We start from the raw sequence: 16,703 nt of genomic DNA, 5'->3' as shown, positions 1-16,703 counted from the left end.
CCGCCGAGCCCGCCGCCGTGCCGGAGCCGGTGCCCGCCCCCGAGCCCGCGCCGGCCGCCGAGGGCCCCCGCGCCCTCGCCGCCTTCCACGACCCGCTGGACGACAGCCCGCACAACCTGGACGTCGACGAGCCGCTGCTCGCCGCCCGGGCGCACCGCCCGACCGACCTGCTCCGCTTCATGGCCGGCGTCCTCGGGATAGTCGCCGTCTTCGTCCTGGCCGGCGTCGCGACCTCGACCACCACCGGCATCGAGCAGGACATCGCCACCAACGCGCCGCGCTTCTCCGTGGTGCTGTCCACCATCACCGGCCTGCTCTCCAGCGTCGCGGTGCTCGCCGTGCCGCTGGCCTTCGCGGTCGAGCGGCTGATCAAACGCGACGGCCTGCGGGTCGCCGACGGCGTCCTCGCCTCGGTGCTCGCCTACGGCGTCTCGCTGGGAATCGACTGGTGGGTCGCCGAGGGCGCCTCCGAGCACATCAGGGACGCGCTGACCCGGCTGCCGATGGACAGCAACGGCACCCTCACCGATCCGGTGCACGGCTATCTCGCGCCCGTGATCGCTTATATGACCGCGGTCGGCATGTCGAGCAGACCGCGCTGGCGGGTGGCCCTCTGGGTGGTGGTGATCTTCAGCGGGGTCACCGAGCTGCTCGGCGGCTACACCACCCCGCTGTCGCTGATGCTCACCGTCCTGATCGGCTGGTCCGTCGCGTACGGCACGCTCTACGCGATCGGCTCCCCCAACATCCGGCCCACCGGCCAGCACCTGATGATCGGCCTGCGCAAGGTCGGCTTCACCCCGGAGAGCGCCCACCGCGCCCCGGACGCCCCCGGCGGCACCCGCCGCTACTACGTCGCCCAGCAGGACGGCCCGCCGCTGGACGTCCACATCGTCGACCGCGAGCAGCAGGCCTCCGGCTTCTTCTACCGGGCCTGGCGCCGGCTGCGGCTGCGCTCGGTGGCCGTCCGCCGCAGCCCGCAGTCGCTGCGCCAGGCGCTGGAGCAGGAGGCCCTGATCGCGTACGCGGCGGCGGCCTCGGGTGCCCGCGCGCCGCAGCTGGTCGCCACCTCCGAGCTGGGCCCGGACGCCGCGATCCTGGTCTACGAGAACGTCGAGGGCCGCCCCCTGGACGAGCTCACCGACGACGAGATCACCGACCGCGTGATGGCCTCGCTCTGGGAGTCGGTCGCCGCCCTGCACGAGCGCCGGATCGCCCACCGCCGGCTCACCGGCGAGTCGCTGCTGGTCGTGGACGACAAGACGGCCTGCCTGGTCAACCTCTCCGGCGGCGACATCGCGGCCACCGACCTGACCCTGCGCATCGACGTCGCCCAGCTGCTCACCACCTTCGCGCTGCGGATCGGCCCGGAGCGTGCCGTCGCCACCGCCAACGCCGTGCTCGGCGCCGAGCGGGTCGCGCAGGCCCTGCCGCTGCTCCAGCCGGTCGGGCTCAGCCGCTCCACCAGGGTCGACCTCAAGAGGATCACCAAGGAGCGCAGGGCCGCCGCCCGGGCCAAGGCACTGGAGCAGGTCGCGGCCGGCGAGCGCACCCAGCAGCAGGCCGAGGAGGACATCGCGGCGGCCGGCGAGGACCTGCTGAGCCGGATCCGCGGCCAGATCCTCCAGATCGCCCCCGAGGCGCCGATGGAGCCGGCCAGGCTGGAGCGGCTGAAGCCGAAGAGCCTGATCATGGTGATCGCGCTCACCTTCGCCGCCTACCTGGCGCTCACCACCATCAAGCCCGCCCAGCTCAAGCTCTCCCAGATGAACTGGGCCTGGGCGGCGGTGGCCCTGGCGGCGGCCGCCTTCAGCTACGTCGCCGCGGCGATGAGCCTGACCGGCTTCGTGCCGGAGAAGCTGCCGTTCCGGCGGACGGTGGCCGCCCAGCTGGCCGGCTCCTTCGTCAAGCTGGTCGCCCCCGCCGCGATCGGCGGCATCGCGCTCAACACCCGCTACCTGCAGAAGGCCGGCATCCGCTCGGGCCAGGCGGTGGCCTCGGTCGGCGCCTCCCAGCTGGCGGGCCTGGCCGGGCACCTGCTGCTGCTGTTCAGCTTCGGCCTGATCACCGGCAGCCAGACCAACGGCGACCTCTCCGCCTCCCGCGCGGTGATCATCGGCGTGCTGACGGCCGCCGTGCTCGCCCTGGTGGTGGCGGCCGTCGCGCCGCTGCGGCGGTTCGTGCTGAACCGGCTGCGCTCGCTGTTCTTCGGCGTGGTGCCGCGCATGCTCGACCTGATGCAGACGCCCAGCAAGCTGGTCACCGGCTTCGGCGGGATCCTGCTGCTGACCCTCTCGTTCACCGCCTGCCTCGACGCCTCGGTGCATGCCTTCGGCGGCAACGTCAGCTTCTCGGCCGTCGCGGTGGTCTTCCTGACCGCCAACGCGGCCGGCTCGGCGATCCCCACCCCGGGCGGTATCGGCCCGGTCGAGGTCGCCCTGATCGGCGCGCTCACCGTCGCCGACGTGTCCCCGGCGGTCGCCACCCCGGCGGTCTTCCTCTACCGGGCGCTCACCTTCTGGCTGCCGGTGCTGCCCGGCTGGATCGCCTACAACGTGCTCCAGCGCAAGCACGCGCTCTGAGCCCCGAAATCAGAGCCTCGAGACATGAAGAAGGGCCCGCCGACGAGGCGGGCCCTTCTTCATGGAGCTCGTTAGTAGACCGGCTTGTGCGGCTCGATCTGGTTCACCCAGCCGAGCACGCCGCCGCCGAGGTGGACGGCGTTCGCGAAGCCCGCCGCCTTCACCACGGCCAGCACCTCGGCCGAGCGCACGCCCGACTTGCAGTGCAGCACGATCTTCCTGTCCTGCGGCAGCTTCTCCAGGGCGTCGCCCATGAGGAACTCGTTCTTCGGGATCAGCACCGCGCCGGGGATGTTGACGATCTCGTACTCGCCGGGCTCGCGGACGTCGATCAGGAAGATGTCCTCCTTGTCGTCCTGCCACTGCTTGAGCTGCTGCGAGGTGATGGTCGACCCGGCGGCGGCGGCCTGCGCCTCCTCCGACACGACGCCGCAGAAGGCCTCGTAGTCGATCAGCTCGGTGACCGTCGGGTTCTCACCGCAGACGGCGCAGTTCGGGTCCTTGCGGACCTTCACCTGGCGGTAGTTCATCTCCAGGGCGTCGTAGATCATCAGCCGGCCGACCAGCGGGTCGCCCACGCCGGCCAGCAGCTTGATCGCCTCGGTCACCTGGATCGAGCCGATGGACGCGCACAGCACGCCCAGCACGCCGCCCTCGGCGCAGGACGGGACCATGCCCGGCGGCGGCGCCTCCGGGTAGAGGCAGCGGTAGCAGGGGCCGTGCTCGGCCCAGAACACGCTGGCCTGGCCGTCGAAGCGGTAGATCGAGCCCCACACGTACGGCTTGCCGAGCAGCACCGCGGCGTCGTTCACCAGGTAGCGGGTGGCGAAGTTGTCGGTGCCGTCCACGATCAGGTCGTAGCCGGAGAAGATCTCCATGACGTTGGAGTTGTCGAGGCGCTCCTCGTGCAGGATCACGTCGACGTAGGGGTTGATCTCCTTGACCGAGTCCCGCGCCGACTCGGCCTTGGAGCGGCCGACGTCCGACTGGCCGTGGATGATCTGGCGCTGCAGGTTCGACTCGTCGACCACGTCGAACTCGACGATGCCCAGGGTGCCGACACCGGCCGCGGCCAGGTACATCAGCGCGGGCGAGCCCAGGCCGCCGGCGCCCACACACAGCACCCTGGCGTTCTTCAGCCGCTTCTGCCCGGCCATGCCCACGTCGGGGATGATCAGGTGGCGGGAGTACCTGCGGACCTCGTCAACGGTGAGCTCGTCAGCCGGCTCGACCAGGGGTGGCAGCGACACGGAAACTCCGATGGTCGTCGGTTCAGGTGGCCGGGGCCACTTGAAGTGGGTCATGTTGCTCCGCCACTCAGGTGGCTCTGCTACGCCAACAGTGTCATGCCCCTCCGGTATTCCGAGACAGCCCGTCCGATGGGCGAGACGGACGGCGTCGGATCGTGGGACCGGCCGACGGGCGCCCGAAAAGCGCGTCCGGCCTGCCACCACGGGCCGGACGCGACCTCGGGGCGCGGCTCAGACGCTCAGACCCGGCAGGCCGTCTCCAGCCAGACGTCCCCGAGCGACTCCTCCAGCGGCACCTGTGTCCGCCAGCCGAGACGGTCCCGGGCGGTGCGCACGTCCGCCTGCCGCCATGGAACGGGCTCCCCCACCGGGACCCGGCCCTCCGCCCGCGGCCCCTCCGGCCGGTGGCCCGGCAGGTGCTGGCCGGACTGGTGCGGGCCCGGCAGGTGGTCGCCGCCCGGGCCGGCGACCTGCGCGGGCAGCAGGACCTGCCGGTTCTCCTCGACGATGGCCCCCTCGAAGCCGGACGCCCGGACCAACAGCTGGGCCGCGTCCCGGGCCCGGACGGCGTGCCCGCTGCCGATGTTGATCACCCCGGTGGCGGCCGACACCGCCGCCGCCTGGATCGCCCGCGCGACGTCCCGCACGTCCACGAAATCCCGGTATCCGGACAGGTCCGGCATCCGCACCTGGGACTCGTCCCGCTCCAGCGCCCGGCGCAGCCCCTCGGCCAGCCGCCCGAACAGCGAGGCGGTCGGCGACCCCGGGCCCACCACGTCGAACACCCGCAGCACCGCCGCGTCCAGGCCGGAGGCCAGCACCAGCTCCGTCCCGGCCAGCTTGGACACCCCGTACGGGCCGACCGGCCGGGGTTCGGCGTGCTCCGACACCGGCACCCCGCCGGGCACCGGCCCGTACTCGGCCGCCGAGCCGACGTGCACCAGCCGGGCCGGCTCCCGGCTGCGCCGGATCGCCTCGCAGACCGTGGCGACGGCCAGCGTGTTCGCCCGGATCAGGGTGCGCGAGCTGCCGTAGGTGGCGCCCGCGCAGTTGATCACCACCTGGGGCGCGACGGCGTCCAGGAAGCGCGCCAGCGCGCCCGGACTGCCGGTGGTCAGGTCGAAGCGGATGTCGGCCGAGTCGCGCCGGCCGAGCACCGTCACCTGCAACTCCTGGTCCATGAGCAGACGATCGGTGACCCGGCGGCCGATGAAGCCGTCGGCGCCCAGCAGCAGCACCCTCATCGGGGGTGTCCTTCCACGAAGCGAGGTCGGGGACGACCTGGCGGACTGAAATCGACGAACAGTCGACGAACAGGAGGATCGGAGGAGGGGATCAACGGTGCGCCTCGGCCCGGCCGAGCACCGCGCAGGCGTACCCGAACAGCACCACCGCGACGGCGCCCCCGCCGAGCAGCCCGGCCACCGGGCCGGAGCGGCCGAGTCCGAGCAGCGCCAGGGCGGCGGCCGGCCCGGCGAGCGCGCCCGTCGCGGCGGCGGTCCACCGGCCGCAGCGCGCGAGCAGGAGGGGCAGCACCAGCAGCAGGCCCAGCACGCCCTGCGCCGCCCAGTGGACGGCCCCGGCCCGCTCGGCGGCCAGGTGCAGCAGCCCGCCGCCGTGACCCGGGCCGGGGCGCGGCGCGACGACGGTCAGCACGGCGAGTGCGGCGAAGGTCAGCACGGTGAGCACCGCGAGGTGCAGGGCCACCGCCACCGGGAGCACCGGCCGCATCCGGGCCCGGAACTCGGCCAGCGTGGCCGCCGCACCCAGGTGGCCGCGGCCGACCTGCCGGTACCAGCGGGCCGCCCGCTCGGCCGACCCGGCCGACACCGCCGCCGCGAGCACCATGGCGACGGTCAGCGGCCGGTCCCCGCCGGCCACGGCCGTCGGGAGGAGCAGCAGCACGGCCAGGCCCACACCGTGCGCGAGGGCCGCCGGACGCCACCGGGTGCCGGTGCCGCGCTGCGCGGACCGCTCGGCGCCCAGCTCGTCCGCCGCACCGGGCGAGGCGAACGGCGGTCGGACCGGACCGGCCGGGGGCTCCGCCGTCAGGGCGGGGGTGAGCGCGAGCGGCACGGCGGCGGCCAGCAGCACCGGCCAGCGCGCCCCGAGGCCGGCCACGGCCGCACACGGCAGTACGGCCAGCGCGGCGGCGGTGAGCGTCGCCCGGGCGGCGGCGCCGCACTGCCGGTCCCGGGCCGTCGGCGGCGGGGTCGGGCGGCGGGGCACCCGCGCGTACAGCTCCTCGGCCAGCGAGAACAGGTCGGCGTGCCGGCAGCGGGCCGCCGCCTCGGCGCCCAGCCCGGCCTCCTCCAGCCCGGCGGCGATCTCCAGCGGGTCGACGGCCCGCTCGCAGAGCGCCCGGTGCTCCGCCATCACCTCGCGGACCGGGTCCCCGGAGGGCCTGCCCGGGCTTCCCGCCGCTGTGCCGCCGCCGGACATCAGACCGCCTCCGCGAGGGCGCCGGGACGCTCCTGCGCGCCGTCATCGCCGCCGCTCCCGTCCGCCCCGGCGGGTCCGCCGCCGGTGTCCGGGCCGCCGCGCAGCCCGTCCGCGAGCCAGAACTCGGCGGGCCGGGCGAACGGGCGGGGCGGCTCGCCCGCCGCGCCGCCGCCCCCGCCGTCGGGGAAGGCCGGGAACTGCGAGACCAGCTCCAGGTAGATCTCCCGGAAGGCGCCGATCACCGGTTCGACGGCGAAGCGTTCCTGCGCCCTCAGCCGTCCGGCCAGCCCGAGCCGGGCCCGCCGCTCCTCGTCGCGCAGCAGCGCCAGACAGGCTCCGGCCAGGGCGCGCGGGTCGCGCGGAGGCACCAGCAGCCCGGTCGGGCCGACCACCTCGCGGGCCACCCCGACATCGGTCGACACCACCGCCCGGCCGCTCAGCATGGCGTCCGCGAGCAGCCGCGGGCGGCGCTGGGAGAGCGCGGAGAAGACGGCCACCGTGCCGCTCTCCCAGGCCTCGGCGAGCGAGCCGGGCCGTCCGGCGAACTCCACCGCCCCGGCTATCGAGAGCCGCTCGGCCAGCGCCTCGCAGTGCGCGCGGTAGCCGGGCGCCGCCTCCTCGCCGTGGATCACCAGCCGGGCGGCCGGCAGCCCGGCGCTGACCTGCGCGAAGGCGTGCAGCATCAGTTCGGCGTCCCGCCCGGGCTCCAGGGCGCCCGCCCACACCAGGGTCGGCACGTCCGGCTCCGGCCCGGCCGCCGGGCGGGCCACCGCGGGCGTCCCCTCGTACACCACCCGGGTGCGCCCCGGGTCGGCCCCGCACCGGCGCTGCCACTGCTGATCGTGGCTGCTGCCGGGAGTGAGTATCGCGGCCTGCCGGTACGTCTCCTCGGTGAGCGCCCGGAAGAACGCCAGCAGCAGCGCCCGGACCGGCCGGCGGTACGGCGCCTCGCGGTAGCCGAGGTACTGCTCGCGCAGGTGCAGCCCGTGCTCGGTGACGACGAACGGCACCCCGTGCAGATGCCGGGCCACCAGGGCGGGCAGCGCGGCCGGGCCGCCGCCCACGACGTGGCACAGGTCGGCGCCGCCGAGGCCGCCGGACCCGGTCCCGGTCCCGTACCAGGGCGCGGACAGCGGGCGCAGGCACTGCTCCAGCAGGTCGGCGCCGACCAGGACGTCGCACGCCAGCGGCTGCCCGCCGGAGGTGTCCGCGCCGGGCAGCCGCCAGACCCGCTCCAGGGTGCGCCGGGCGTGCGCGGAGGCCAGGAAGGCGGCCAGGGTGCCGTCCTCCCGGGCGAGCGCGGCCAGCCGGTACAGCCCGGCCCCGAATCCGGCGCGCTCTCCCGGCAGCACCAGCGCGCGAACCAGCTCCTCGTACGCCCGCGCGTACTGGCGTCTGCGCAGCGCGCCCGGCGCCCGCACGCCCGGCCGGCGCCCCCACAGCGCCAGCTCGCGCACCCCGCGCCAGGCGGGCGACAGCCGGTCGCCGACGCCCAGGGCAGTCGGCCCGGTCAGCAGGTACAGCTCGAACTCGTGCTCCGGCAGCCCCTCCGCCAGCCGGTCGCACCAGCCTCCGTCGCCACGACGGGGATACGGACGAGCACCCTCGGTGAGCAGGGCAACGCGCACGGGAGACCTCCTTTGGTTGCTGCCCCTCGCAGGGGCCACCGGAGCCGCGGGGCCGCACGCCGGGACCCTTGCTCAGGCCGCCACCCGAGTGCTCCGGTGTCTGCGGCGCTCCCCCACACCTGTTCGGTCCGGCAGCAGAAAGGTAGGACCGGCCCCCGGCCATCCATCGGTCACATGCCTGGTTGCCACCTGAACGAGTGAAACGGCGTGACCTCGCAGGGAACCCCGCCGTTACCGGCTGCTACCTGCCGCAGCGGCCGAGCAGCTCCCGCACCGCGCGCGCCACCTGCTCCGGGTGCTCCAGCATCGCCACGTGCCCGGAGTCGGGCAGCACCAGCAGCCGGGCGTCCGCGAAGGCCGCGCAGGCCCGCCGCGCCGAGCGGTACGAGACCAGCTTGTCGCGCAGCCCGTACACCAGCAGCACCGGCGCCGCCACCTGCTCGGCCTGCCGCCACAGCGCCTGGTCGCCGCGCTCGGTGTACGCCGAAACGATTCCGCGCGCCGAGCCGACCAGCGCCGGCATCGCGTGCGGCACCGCCAGCCGGCGCCGGTACTCGGCCACCGCCTCGGCCCGGGTGGCCGCGGACAGCCCGTCCGGGTCCCCGTAGACCAGCCGCAGCAGGTCGTCGGCCGCCTCCTCCGGGCCGCGCCCGTTCGCCGCGAGCCGGCGCAGCAGCGCGGGCACCCCGGGCACCGCGAGCATCGCGGTCGGCCAGGCGCTGTGCTGCGGCGGCAGCTCGGGCAGCGCGGGCGAGACCAGGGTGAGGCTGCGGACCAGGTCCGGGCGCAGCGCGGCGAGCCGGACGGCGACCGCGCCGCCGAGCGAGTTGCCGAACAGGTGCACCGGCCCGCGCCCGGCCGCCTCCAGGTAGCCGATCACCGCGCGGACGTGGCCGGAGACGCTCAGGTTGCCGTCGGCGGGCGGCGCGGAGGCGCCGAAGCCGGGCAGGTCCACCGCCTCGGCGTCGACCCGGTCGGCGAGCAGGTCCATCAGAGCCGTCCAGTTGCCTGCCGAGCCGCCGAGCCCGTGCACGAACAGCCCGGGCTCGCGCCCGTCCGCCCCGCCGTCGCCGGCCGGCCGGTGCACCGCGAGCACCGCACCGGGGACCTCGACCGTCCGTACCTGCTGCTCAGCGCTGCTCATGGTGGACGATGGTAGTGAGCCCCGGCCGGGGGCACCCGGGGGGTGGGCCGGCCGTCCCAGCCCTCGTCGCACCACTGCCGATGCCGAGGTCAGCGCCGTATTGTGGGCTCCTGACAAGGAGGCCGGGGGCTTTTCTCACGCCCGCCGAACGCGAACGCGGTTACCGAAAAGTAGAATCGGTCACCTTGCCAGCCCCGAACAACCCCGAAGTGAGGAGCGCCGTGACGGCCATCCAGGAGGCGCAGGAGCGCCCGCGCGGTGCCCGCCTGCCGCGAAGCGCCCGCCGTGAACAACTGCTCGGTGCCGCCCAGGAGGTGTTCGTCGCGCAGGGTTACCACGCGGCCGCCATGGACGACATCGCCGACCGCGCCGGGGTCAGCAAGCCGGTGCTCTACCAGCACTTCCCCGGGAAGCTGGAGCTCTACCTGGCGCTGCTGGACAAGCACTGCGACGCCCTGGTCGAGTCGACCCGCGAGGCGCTGTCCACCACCACCGACAACAAGCTGCGGGTGGCCGCGACGATGGAGGCGTACTTCAACTACGTCTCCAGCGAGTCCGGCGCGTTCCGGCTGGTCTTCGAGTCGGACCTGACCAACGAGCCGGCCGTGCGCGAGCGCGTCGAGCGGGCTTCCGAGGCGAGTGCGACGCTGGTCAGCAAGGTGATCCAGGAGGACACCGACCTGCCCGAGGCCGAGTCCAAGCTGCTCGCCGCCGGCGTCTGCGGGCTGGCCCAGATCACCGCTCGCTACTGGCTCTCGCAGGGCCTGGAGATCCCCCGGGACGAGGCCGTCCGGCTGGTCGCCAGCCTCGCCTGGCGCGGTCTGAAGGGCTTCCCGATGCACCCGGGCTCCGAGTCCGCCGAGGGTTCGTCCGAGCGCCGGTGATCCGCTGACCTTCGCCTCCGCGGTGATCGGGTGCTCTATGGTGAAGCCGTACGGCGCGGTCGCCGCGAACGCTTGTCCCAGGCGGTCCGGTGTCCGTGCGTGGATGGCTGCAACCCCGGAGGGACGGAAGCCGTGGAGGTCAAGATCGGCGTGCAGAACACGCCGCGCGAGATCGTGATCGAGAGCTCGCAGACTGCTGATGAGGTCGAGAGCGCGGTCGCCAAGGCGCTGGAGGGCGACAAGAAGCTCTTCTCGCTGACCGATGAGCACGGCCGCCGCGTCATCGTCCCGGCCGAGCGCCTGGCGTACGTGGAGATCGGCGAGCAGGCCGCCCGCAAGGTCGGTTTCGGCACGCTCTGAGCCTGCTCACCCGGTGCCCCGTTCCCCTCAGGGAGCGGGGCGCCGCTGCGTGTACGGCCGGGTGGGGCTGGGTACGGCGACAGTGCGGCCGCCCGTGCGCCGCGCGCCCGTACCCGGGGAGGCAGCCTTGCTGGTCGAGTCGATCGTCTTCGCCCTCATCGGCCTGATCGTGGGCCTGACCGCGCTGCTGGCGCTGCCGGCGTACTTCCCGGCGGCCCGGGGGCTGACGCTCGGCACGGCCCTGGCGGCGGCGCTGGTGGGCGGGGCCGTCGCGCACTTCAGCCTGGACGGGCACTACCCCGCAGTGACGATCGCCTCCTCCGCGGTCGCCTCGGCCGTGCTCACCTCGGCGCTGGCCCGGCCCGACCTGGCCGCCGGGCGGGCCCCGGCGCACCGGCACCACCCGCACCGGGCCGGCGCCCACCGCGCCCCGCGGCGGCACCGGCCGGCGTAGGCCCTACGACGCCAGGCCGAGGGCGGCCATCCGCTTGGTGTGCGCCTCGGTGATCCGGTTGAACATCTTGCCGACCTCGACCAGGTCGAAGCCCTGCACCTGGACGCCGCCGACCAGCAGGTTCGACAGCGCGTCCCGCTCGGCGACCACCCGCTGGGCCTGGCTGAGCGCCTCGCCCATCAGCCGCCGGCCCCACAGCGCCAGCCGCCCGCCGGCCCGCGGGTCCACCTCGATCGCCCGGCGCACCTTGTCGACGGCGAACTGGGCGTGGCCGGTGTCGGACATGACGCCGAGGACCAGGTCGCGGGTGTCGTCGTCGAGCCGGACCGCGACCTCGCGGTAGAAGTCGGTCGCGATCGCGTCGCCGACGTAGGCCTTGACCAGGCCCTCCAGCCAGTCCGAGGGCGCGGTCATCCGGTGGAACAGCTCCAGCGGCTCGACGAACGGCCGCATCGCCTCCTGCGGGTCCGCGCCGATCTCGGCGAGCCGGTCGTGCAGGCGCTGGTAGTGCTGGAACTCGGCGGACGCCATCCGGGCCAGCGCCGCCTTGTCGGCGAGGTCCGGCGCCAGCTTGGCGTCCTCGGCGAGCCGCTCGAAGGCGCTCAGCTCGCCGTACGCGAGCGCGCCGAGCAGGTCCAGCACCGCCGCGCGGTAGCCCGGGTCGGCCGAGCAGCTCGCCCAGTCCCCGATCGAGCCGGCCGCGTCCTGCGTCTCACCATGGGTCTCCATGACCCGCCACCTTAGTCCCGCCCGCCCGGCTCCCCCACCCGGACCGCCGACGGCCGGCGCACCCGGGTGACCACCCGGAATGCCTGCTCACACCGCCCTCGCCAGGGGCAATGTCACACGCGTCACGTGTTCGAGTCGTCGCCTGACTGTATGGTGGTACGGAGCCCCGTCGTGCTTGCACGGTGTCACCGCCGTCTCGGTGCCCCGCGCGAGCCCGCTCCCTAGCGGCGCCGTCCCCTCGGACGTGTCCGCACCGGAGGCACGGGTACTCACGTACGCGGATGCCCGGTCGGAGAGCCGATCGGCTCCGACCATGGCTTGGACTTCAAGCCTTGGCACCGCATCAGTGGCCGAGCGAGGGCCGCCGAGACCACGCCCGCGCGGCGGAGGTCCCGCGCAGGTCCCTCACGGGAATCCTCCCCGACGCCGCCGGCGACGCGCCCCGCACCGGGCCGCGCGCACCGGCCGGCCGCAGGGACCGGCGCGGTTGTGCGTCCGCGCAGCTGTCATCAGGGCCGTCCGGCCCGTACGCAGCCGCGCGGCTGCCCGCCCGCCGCTCGCTCTCGGCCCCTCCACACGGAAGAGGCAGCACCCTGTCCACCACCGCTGAACCCATCAAGACGACGTTCCGGGACCTGGGAATCCTCCCGGAGACCGCCGAGGCCCTTGAGGCCGTCGGCATCGTCCATCCCTTCCCGATCCAGGAGATGACCCTCCCGGTCGCGCTGACCGGCCACGACGTCATCGGCCAGGCCAAGACCGGCACCGGCAAGACCCTCGGCTTCGGACTCCCGCTGATCGAGCGGGCCGTCGTGCGCGCCGACGTGGACGCCGGCCGGGCCACCGAGGAGCAGCTCTCCGACTTCCCGCAGGCGCTGATCGTCGTCCCGACGCGTGAGCTCTGCACCCAGGTCACCAACGACCTGCAGACCGCCGGCAAGGTCCGCGACGTGCGCGTCCTGGCCGTCTACGGCGGCCGCGCGTACGAGCCGCAGGTCGAGGCGCTCACCAAGGGCGTCGACATCGTGGTCGGCACCCCGGGCCGCCTGCTGGACCTGGCCGGCCAGAAGAAGCTGAACCTGTCCAAGGTCCGCGCGCTCGTGCTGGACGAGGCCGACGAGATGCTCGACCTGGGCTTCCTGCCCGACGTCGAGAAGATCATCACCATGCTGCCGGCCAAGCGGCAGACCCTGCTGTTCTCGGCCACCATGCCGGGCCAGGTCATCAACCTCGCCCGCCGGTACATGAGCCAGCCGACGCACATCCGGGCCACCGCCCCGGACGACACCGGCGCGACCGTCGCCAACACCGAGCAGCACATCTTCCGTGCGCACTCGCTGGACAAGGTCGAGATGGTCTCGCGCATCCTGCAGGCCGACGGCCGCGGGCTGGCGATGATCTTCTGCCGGACCAAGCGCACCGCCGCCGACGTCTCCGACCAGCTGACCCAGCGCGGCTTCGCGGCCGGCGCCGTCCACGGCGACCTCGGCCAGGGCGCCCGCGAGCAGGCCCTGCGGGCCTTCCGCAACGGCAAGGTCGACGTGCTGGTCTGCACCGACGTCGCCGCCCGCGGCATCGACGTCGAGGGCGTCACGCACGTCATCAACTACCAGTGCCCCGAGGACGAGAAGACCTACCTGCACCGGATCGGCCGCACCGGCCGGGCCGGCGCCTCCGGCACCGCCGTCACCCTGGTCGACTGGGACGACATCCCGCGCTGGCAGCTGATCAACAAGGCGCTCGACCTGTCGTTCAACGACCCGGAGGAGACCTACTCCACCTCGCCGCACCTGTACGAGCTGCTGAAGATCGCGCCGGGCACCAAGGGTGTCCTGCCGCGATCCGAGCGGACCCGGGCCGGGCTCGGCGCGGAGGAGGTCGAGGACCTCGGCGAGACCGGCGGACGCGGGGCGCGCTCCGCTCGCGGCCGGGGTGGGCGCGGTGCGGCCGGTTCCGGCTCCGGCACCGGCTCCGGCACCGGGCGCTCCGGTGGCGCCGCTGCCGCCGTCGAGGCGGAGGAGAAGCCGCGTCGCACCCGTGAGCGCCGGCGCACCCGCCGGGGCAGCACGGTCGGCGAGGGCGAGGGCGTGCAGGTCGAGGCCGGTGCCGCGGTCGAGGCTCCGGCCGTCGAGGGCGCCGAGGGCGAGGCCGCGCCGCGTCGTCGCCGCCGCCGGCCGCGCAGCGGTGCGGCGGCGGCCGAGGCTGCTGCCGTCGTCGAGGCCGCGGTTGTCGAGGCCGCGGTTGTCGAGACCGCAGTCGCCGAGGCTCCGGCCGAGGAGAAGCCCGCCGCCCGGACCCGGACGCGCAAGCCCAAGGCGGAGGCGGTGACGGAGGCTCCGGCCACCGAGGCCCCGGCCGAGGAGAAGCCGGCCACCCGGACGCGCACCCGCAAGCCCAAGACCGAGGTCGCGGCTGACGCCGTCGCCGAGGCCCCGGCCGAGGAGAAGCCCGCGCCCCGGACCCGGACGCGCAAGCCCAAGGCGGAGACCGAGGTCGCGGCTGACGCCGTCGCCGAGGAGAAGCCGGCCACCCGGACGCGCAAGCCCAAGGCCACCGCCGAGAACACCCCGGAGGCCGACGCCACGGCCGAGGTCCCGGCCCCGCGCCGCCGGACCCGCACCCGCAAGGCCGCAGCCACCCCGGAAACCACCCCGGAGAGCTGACGCAACCCGCCCCGGAGGGGGCGGGCCGATCCCCGCACCGGGGCCCGGCCCGCCCCTTCCGGCGTTCCCGCGCGGCGCACGGGCGGTGGAAGGGGAAATCCGCAACCGGCACGGGCGCCAGGTGCACGCGAAATGCTGGTGTCAGGCCCTAGGCTCGGGGGTCGCCCCCTCAGTCGCGCGCAGGAGAGCAGCACACATGAGCACGCCGCCGTTCCTCACTCTTCCCTCCTGTGCCCGAGCGCTGCGGGTGGAGACCGCGCGGGGCGGGTTCGCGGCGGTGCGGGCGGAGCCGGACGGGCCCGTTCGCGGCTCGGCGTTGCTGGTGCCCGGGTTCACCGGCAGCAAGGAGGACTTCATCGCGCTGCTGGAGCCGCTGGCGGCCGCCGGGTACCGGGTGACCGCCGTCGATCAGCGCGGGCAGCACGAGACCGGCGGCCCGGACGATCCGGCCGCGTACGCCGTCGAGGCACTGGGCGCGGACGTCCGGGCCCTCACCGAGGCGCTGGCGGCGGACGGCGGACCGCTGCACCTGCTGGGGCACTCCTTCGGCGGGCAGGTGGTCCGCGAGGCCGTGCTGGCGGCTGCGGCGGACGGCGCCGGCGACCCGCTGCCGTGGCGTTCGCTGACCCTGATGTCCACCGGCCCTGGCGCGATCGACCCCTCCGAGGCGGCCCGCACCAAGCTGCTGCTGGACGTGCTGCCGGTCATGAGCCTGGAGGAGATCTGGCAGGTCATGCAGCAGATGGACGAGGGCAGCGGCGACCGGAAGCAGCGCCCGGCCGGCGAGGTCGCCGCGTTCCTGCACCGCCGCTGGCTGGCCAACGTGCCGCGGGCTTTGACCGTCACCGGCGGCCACCTGATCGCCGGGCCCGACCGGGTGGACGAGCTGGCCGCCGCCACCGCCGGGCTGCCCGTGCTGGTGCTCTCCGGCGTGCGGGACTACGCCTGGCCGGTGCCGGAGCAGACCCGGATGGCGGAGCGCCTCGGCGCCCGCCGGGTGGTCGTCGAGGACGCCGGCCACTCCCCCAACGCCGAGCAGCCGGCCGCCACGGCCGGGGCGCTGGCCGCGTTCTGGGGCTGATCCGCCCGGCCGGGAGCCGACTCGGCGGAGTGGTCTCTACCACTTCTCGAAGTTCGACCGCACTCAACGGACGACAAAATTCGTTAGTTACGGTAATCTTTGATTCTGTCCGGGAATCATCGCCGGCCCTCCGCCGGTTCGAATCCTTCGAAACCAGGACTTTACGGACGGGCAACGGCCCGGAAGCACCACCACGTCACCGTGGTTCACGAGGCACCAGCCGCACCAGGCAAGTAGGGGGAGCCCTTGCCGCAGCAGACCGCCGCACGTACGAACCGACCGATCCGGCCGCACCGCCGGACCCGGAAGACCCCGAATGGGCTGATACCGACTCAGCCGCAATCGCCCCGCCCCGCGGGGCCAGGAAAGGAGACGCCCATGCGCTTCGAGATCCTCCGACTGGACGACGCCAACGGCTCCGCCACCGACCGCCTGGTCGCCGACGCCGAGACCGTCCGCGAGGTCGTCCAGGCCGCCGCCCGCACCGGCGAGCGCCTGCTCATCCGCCCGTGCCCGGCCGTCTGACCGCGCGCGGCGCCTCCTCCCGGGAGCCCTCACCCGCCGCCGACGAGCCGGGAGCGTCCGATCCGGACGTTCCGATACCCGACTGACGCCCCGTCATCGCGATCGCCGATGACGGGGCGTCAGTGCGTTCGGGCGCACCACCGGTCCCACCCGCCCGACGTTTGCCGCCGCCCGCCGCTGGACATCCCCCAACCGGAGCCGCCGACGGCCGGGCGTCCGCCACCGACAGGTGCCGCCGAGCCCTCCGTACGGGTGATCGTCCTTGACGCGGCGGTCCGGAGGGAGGAGCGTTGTCGGCTATGAGGGGCGAGCCAAGCTGCCCGAGGTGCGCCGGTCGGGTCCGCGCCCCCGGTCTGTTCTCAGACACCTGGCAGTGCGACCGGCACGGAGCCGTGCACCCGATGCAGCCGGTGCTGCCCCCGAGCGTGGAGGCGCTGGGCGTCGCCGTCGCCCGCTCCCAGGTCCCCGTCTGGCTGCCCTGGCCGCTCCCGGTCGGCTGGCTCTACACCGGCATCGCGCACGTCGGCGACGACGTCTCGGGCGCCCGCGCCACCGCCGTCGCCTGCTCCGGCCCCGCGCCGCTCGGCGGCTTCGGCGAGCTGGTGCTGGTCGCCGAGGAGCTGGGCGTCGGGCTCGGCGCCCGGTACGCCGGGATGGCCGGGCCGGATCCGGGCGAGTCCGTCGCCCTCTACAAGCCCGCCGACGCCAAGCTGATGGCCGCCGGGCGGCCCACCCCGATGTTCCACGTCCCGCAGGCCCCGGCCGACCGCGCGGTGTTCGTCGGCGAGGCGCGCGGGCTCTGGCTGTGGGCGATCGCCTGGCCCGAGCAGTCGGCGCTGGTGATGTACGACGAGCTGGTGATCACCGACCTGCGCGAGGCCGGCGCCGAGTTGGACCTCCTGCCCTGCGGGGCCCTCACCCCCCGACTGCTGGGCTAGCCGCTGGCCTATCCTGGGCGGCA

At 74.6% G+C, this 16,703-nt stretch carries 14 protein-coding genes; 8 read left to right on the top strand and 6 right to left on the bottom strand.

Features of this window, described 5'->3' with window-relative positions:
- Positions 1-2,582, top strand: a 2,582-nt coding sequence (locus KV557_RS27730; RefSeq protein WP_218204235.1) for a flippase-like domain-containing protein, incomplete at its 5' end; no start/stop codon positions are given.
- A gap of 71 nt (positions 2,583-2,653) precedes the next feature.
- Here the strand turns inward: KV557_RS27730 and moeZ are convergent.
- From moeZ to KV557_RS27705, 5 genes are all read right to left on the bottom strand, one after another.
- Positions 2,654-3,832: an adenylyltransferase/sulfurtransferase MoeZ gene (moeZ, locus tag KV557_RS27725; protein ID WP_218204234.1), complete on the bottom strand. Its 1,179-nt coding sequence runs from the start codon at positions 3,830-3,832 to the stop codon at positions 2,654-2,656.
- Between the two features lie 239 nt (positions 3,833-4,071).
- Complete coding sequence (locus KV557_RS27720; protein WP_218204233.1) at positions 4,072-5,076, bottom strand: NAD-dependent epimerase/dehydratase family protein; 1,005 nt, start codon at positions 5,074-5,076, stop codon at positions 4,072-4,074.
- A 91-nt stretch (positions 5,077-5,167) separates the two neighbouring features.
- Positions 5,168-6,208: a hypothetical protein gene (locus tag KV557_RS27715; protein ID WP_218204232.1), complete on the bottom strand. Its 1,041-nt coding sequence runs from the start codon at positions 6,206-6,208 to the stop codon at positions 5,168-5,170.
- A 65-nt stretch (positions 6,209-6,273) separates the two neighbouring features.
- On the bottom strand, positions 6,274-7,902 hold the full coding sequence (locus KV557_RS27710; RefSeq protein ID WP_218204231.1) for a DUF3492 domain-containing protein: 1,629 nt from the start codon (positions 7,900-7,902) through the stop codon (positions 6,274-6,276).
- Between the two features lie 241 nt (positions 7,903-8,143).
- On the bottom strand, positions 8,144-9,046 hold the full coding sequence (locus KV557_RS27705; RefSeq protein ID WP_218204230.1) for an alpha/beta fold hydrolase: 903 nt from the start codon (positions 9,044-9,046) through the stop codon (positions 8,144-8,146).
- Positions 9,047-9,267: 221 nt separating this feature from the next.
- Here KV557_RS27705 and KV557_RS27700 point away from each other — a divergent pair, with 221 nt between their 5' ends.
- The 3 genes from KV557_RS27700 to KV557_RS27690 all read left to right on the top strand — a co-directional run bounded on the left by KV557_RS27700 (position 9,268) and on the right by KV557_RS27690 (position 10,744).
- A complete protein-coding gene (locus tag KV557_RS27700) occupies positions 9,268-9,930 on the top strand; it encodes a TetR/AcrR family transcriptional regulator (protein WP_218204229.1) in 663 nt (220 codons plus the stop codon).
- A gap of 132 nt (positions 9,931-10,062) precedes the next feature.
- Positions 10,063-10,290, top strand: a complete 228-nt coding sequence (locus tag KV557_RS27695) for a DUF3107 domain-containing protein (protein WP_218204228.1) — start codon at positions 10,063-10,065, stop codon at positions 10,288-10,290.
- Positions 10,291-10,417: 127 nt separating this feature from the next.
- Complete coding sequence (locus KV557_RS27690) at positions 10,418-10,744, top strand: hypothetical protein (RefSeq protein ID WP_218204227.1); 327 nt, start codon at positions 10,418-10,420, stop codon at positions 10,742-10,744.
- Positions 10,745-10,747: 3 nt separating this feature from the next.
- Here KV557_RS27690 and KV557_RS27685 read toward each other — a convergent pair whose 3' ends face one another.
- A complete protein-coding gene (locus KV557_RS27685) occupies positions 10,748-11,473 on the bottom strand; it encodes a ferritin-like fold-containing protein (protein WP_218204226.1) in 726 nt (241 codons plus the stop codon).
- A 542-nt stretch (positions 11,474-12,015) separates the two neighbouring features.
- On the opposite strand from KV557_RS27685, the gene KV557_RS27680 reads away from it, so the two are divergent.
- From KV557_RS27680 to KV557_RS27665, 4 genes are all read left to right on the top strand, one after another.
- Positions 12,016-14,136: a DEAD/DEAH box helicase gene (locus KV557_RS27680; RefSeq protein WP_374106679.1), complete on the top strand. Its 2,121-nt coding sequence runs from the start codon at positions 12,016-12,018 to the stop codon at positions 14,134-14,136.
- A gap of 196 nt (positions 14,137-14,332) precedes the next feature.
- Positions 14,333-15,217, top strand: a complete 885-nt coding sequence (locus KV557_RS27675; RefSeq protein ID WP_218204224.1) for an alpha/beta fold hydrolase — start codon at positions 14,333-14,335, stop codon at positions 15,215-15,217.
- A gap of 378 nt (positions 15,218-15,595) precedes the next feature.
- Positions 15,596-15,742, top strand: a complete 147-nt coding sequence (locus KV557_RS27670; RefSeq protein WP_218204223.1) for a hypothetical protein — start codon at positions 15,596-15,598, stop codon at positions 15,740-15,742.
- Between the two features lie 299 nt (positions 15,743-16,041).
- Positions 16,042-16,680, top strand: a complete 639-nt coding sequence (locus KV557_RS27665) for a DUF6758 family protein (RefSeq protein WP_218204222.1) — start codon at positions 16,042-16,044, stop codon at positions 16,678-16,680.
- The last annotated feature ends 23 nt before the right edge of the window (positions 16,681-16,703 follow it).

This window comes from Kitasatospora aureofaciens (genome assembly GCF_019192735.1).
Lineage (GTDB): Bacteria > Actinomycetota > Actinomycetes > Streptomycetales > Streptomycetaceae > Kitasatospora > Kitasatospora aureofaciens_A.
The sequence above is the reverse complement of the archived record's forward strand: the minus strand, read 5'-3'. Positions and strand labels throughout refer to the sequence as shown.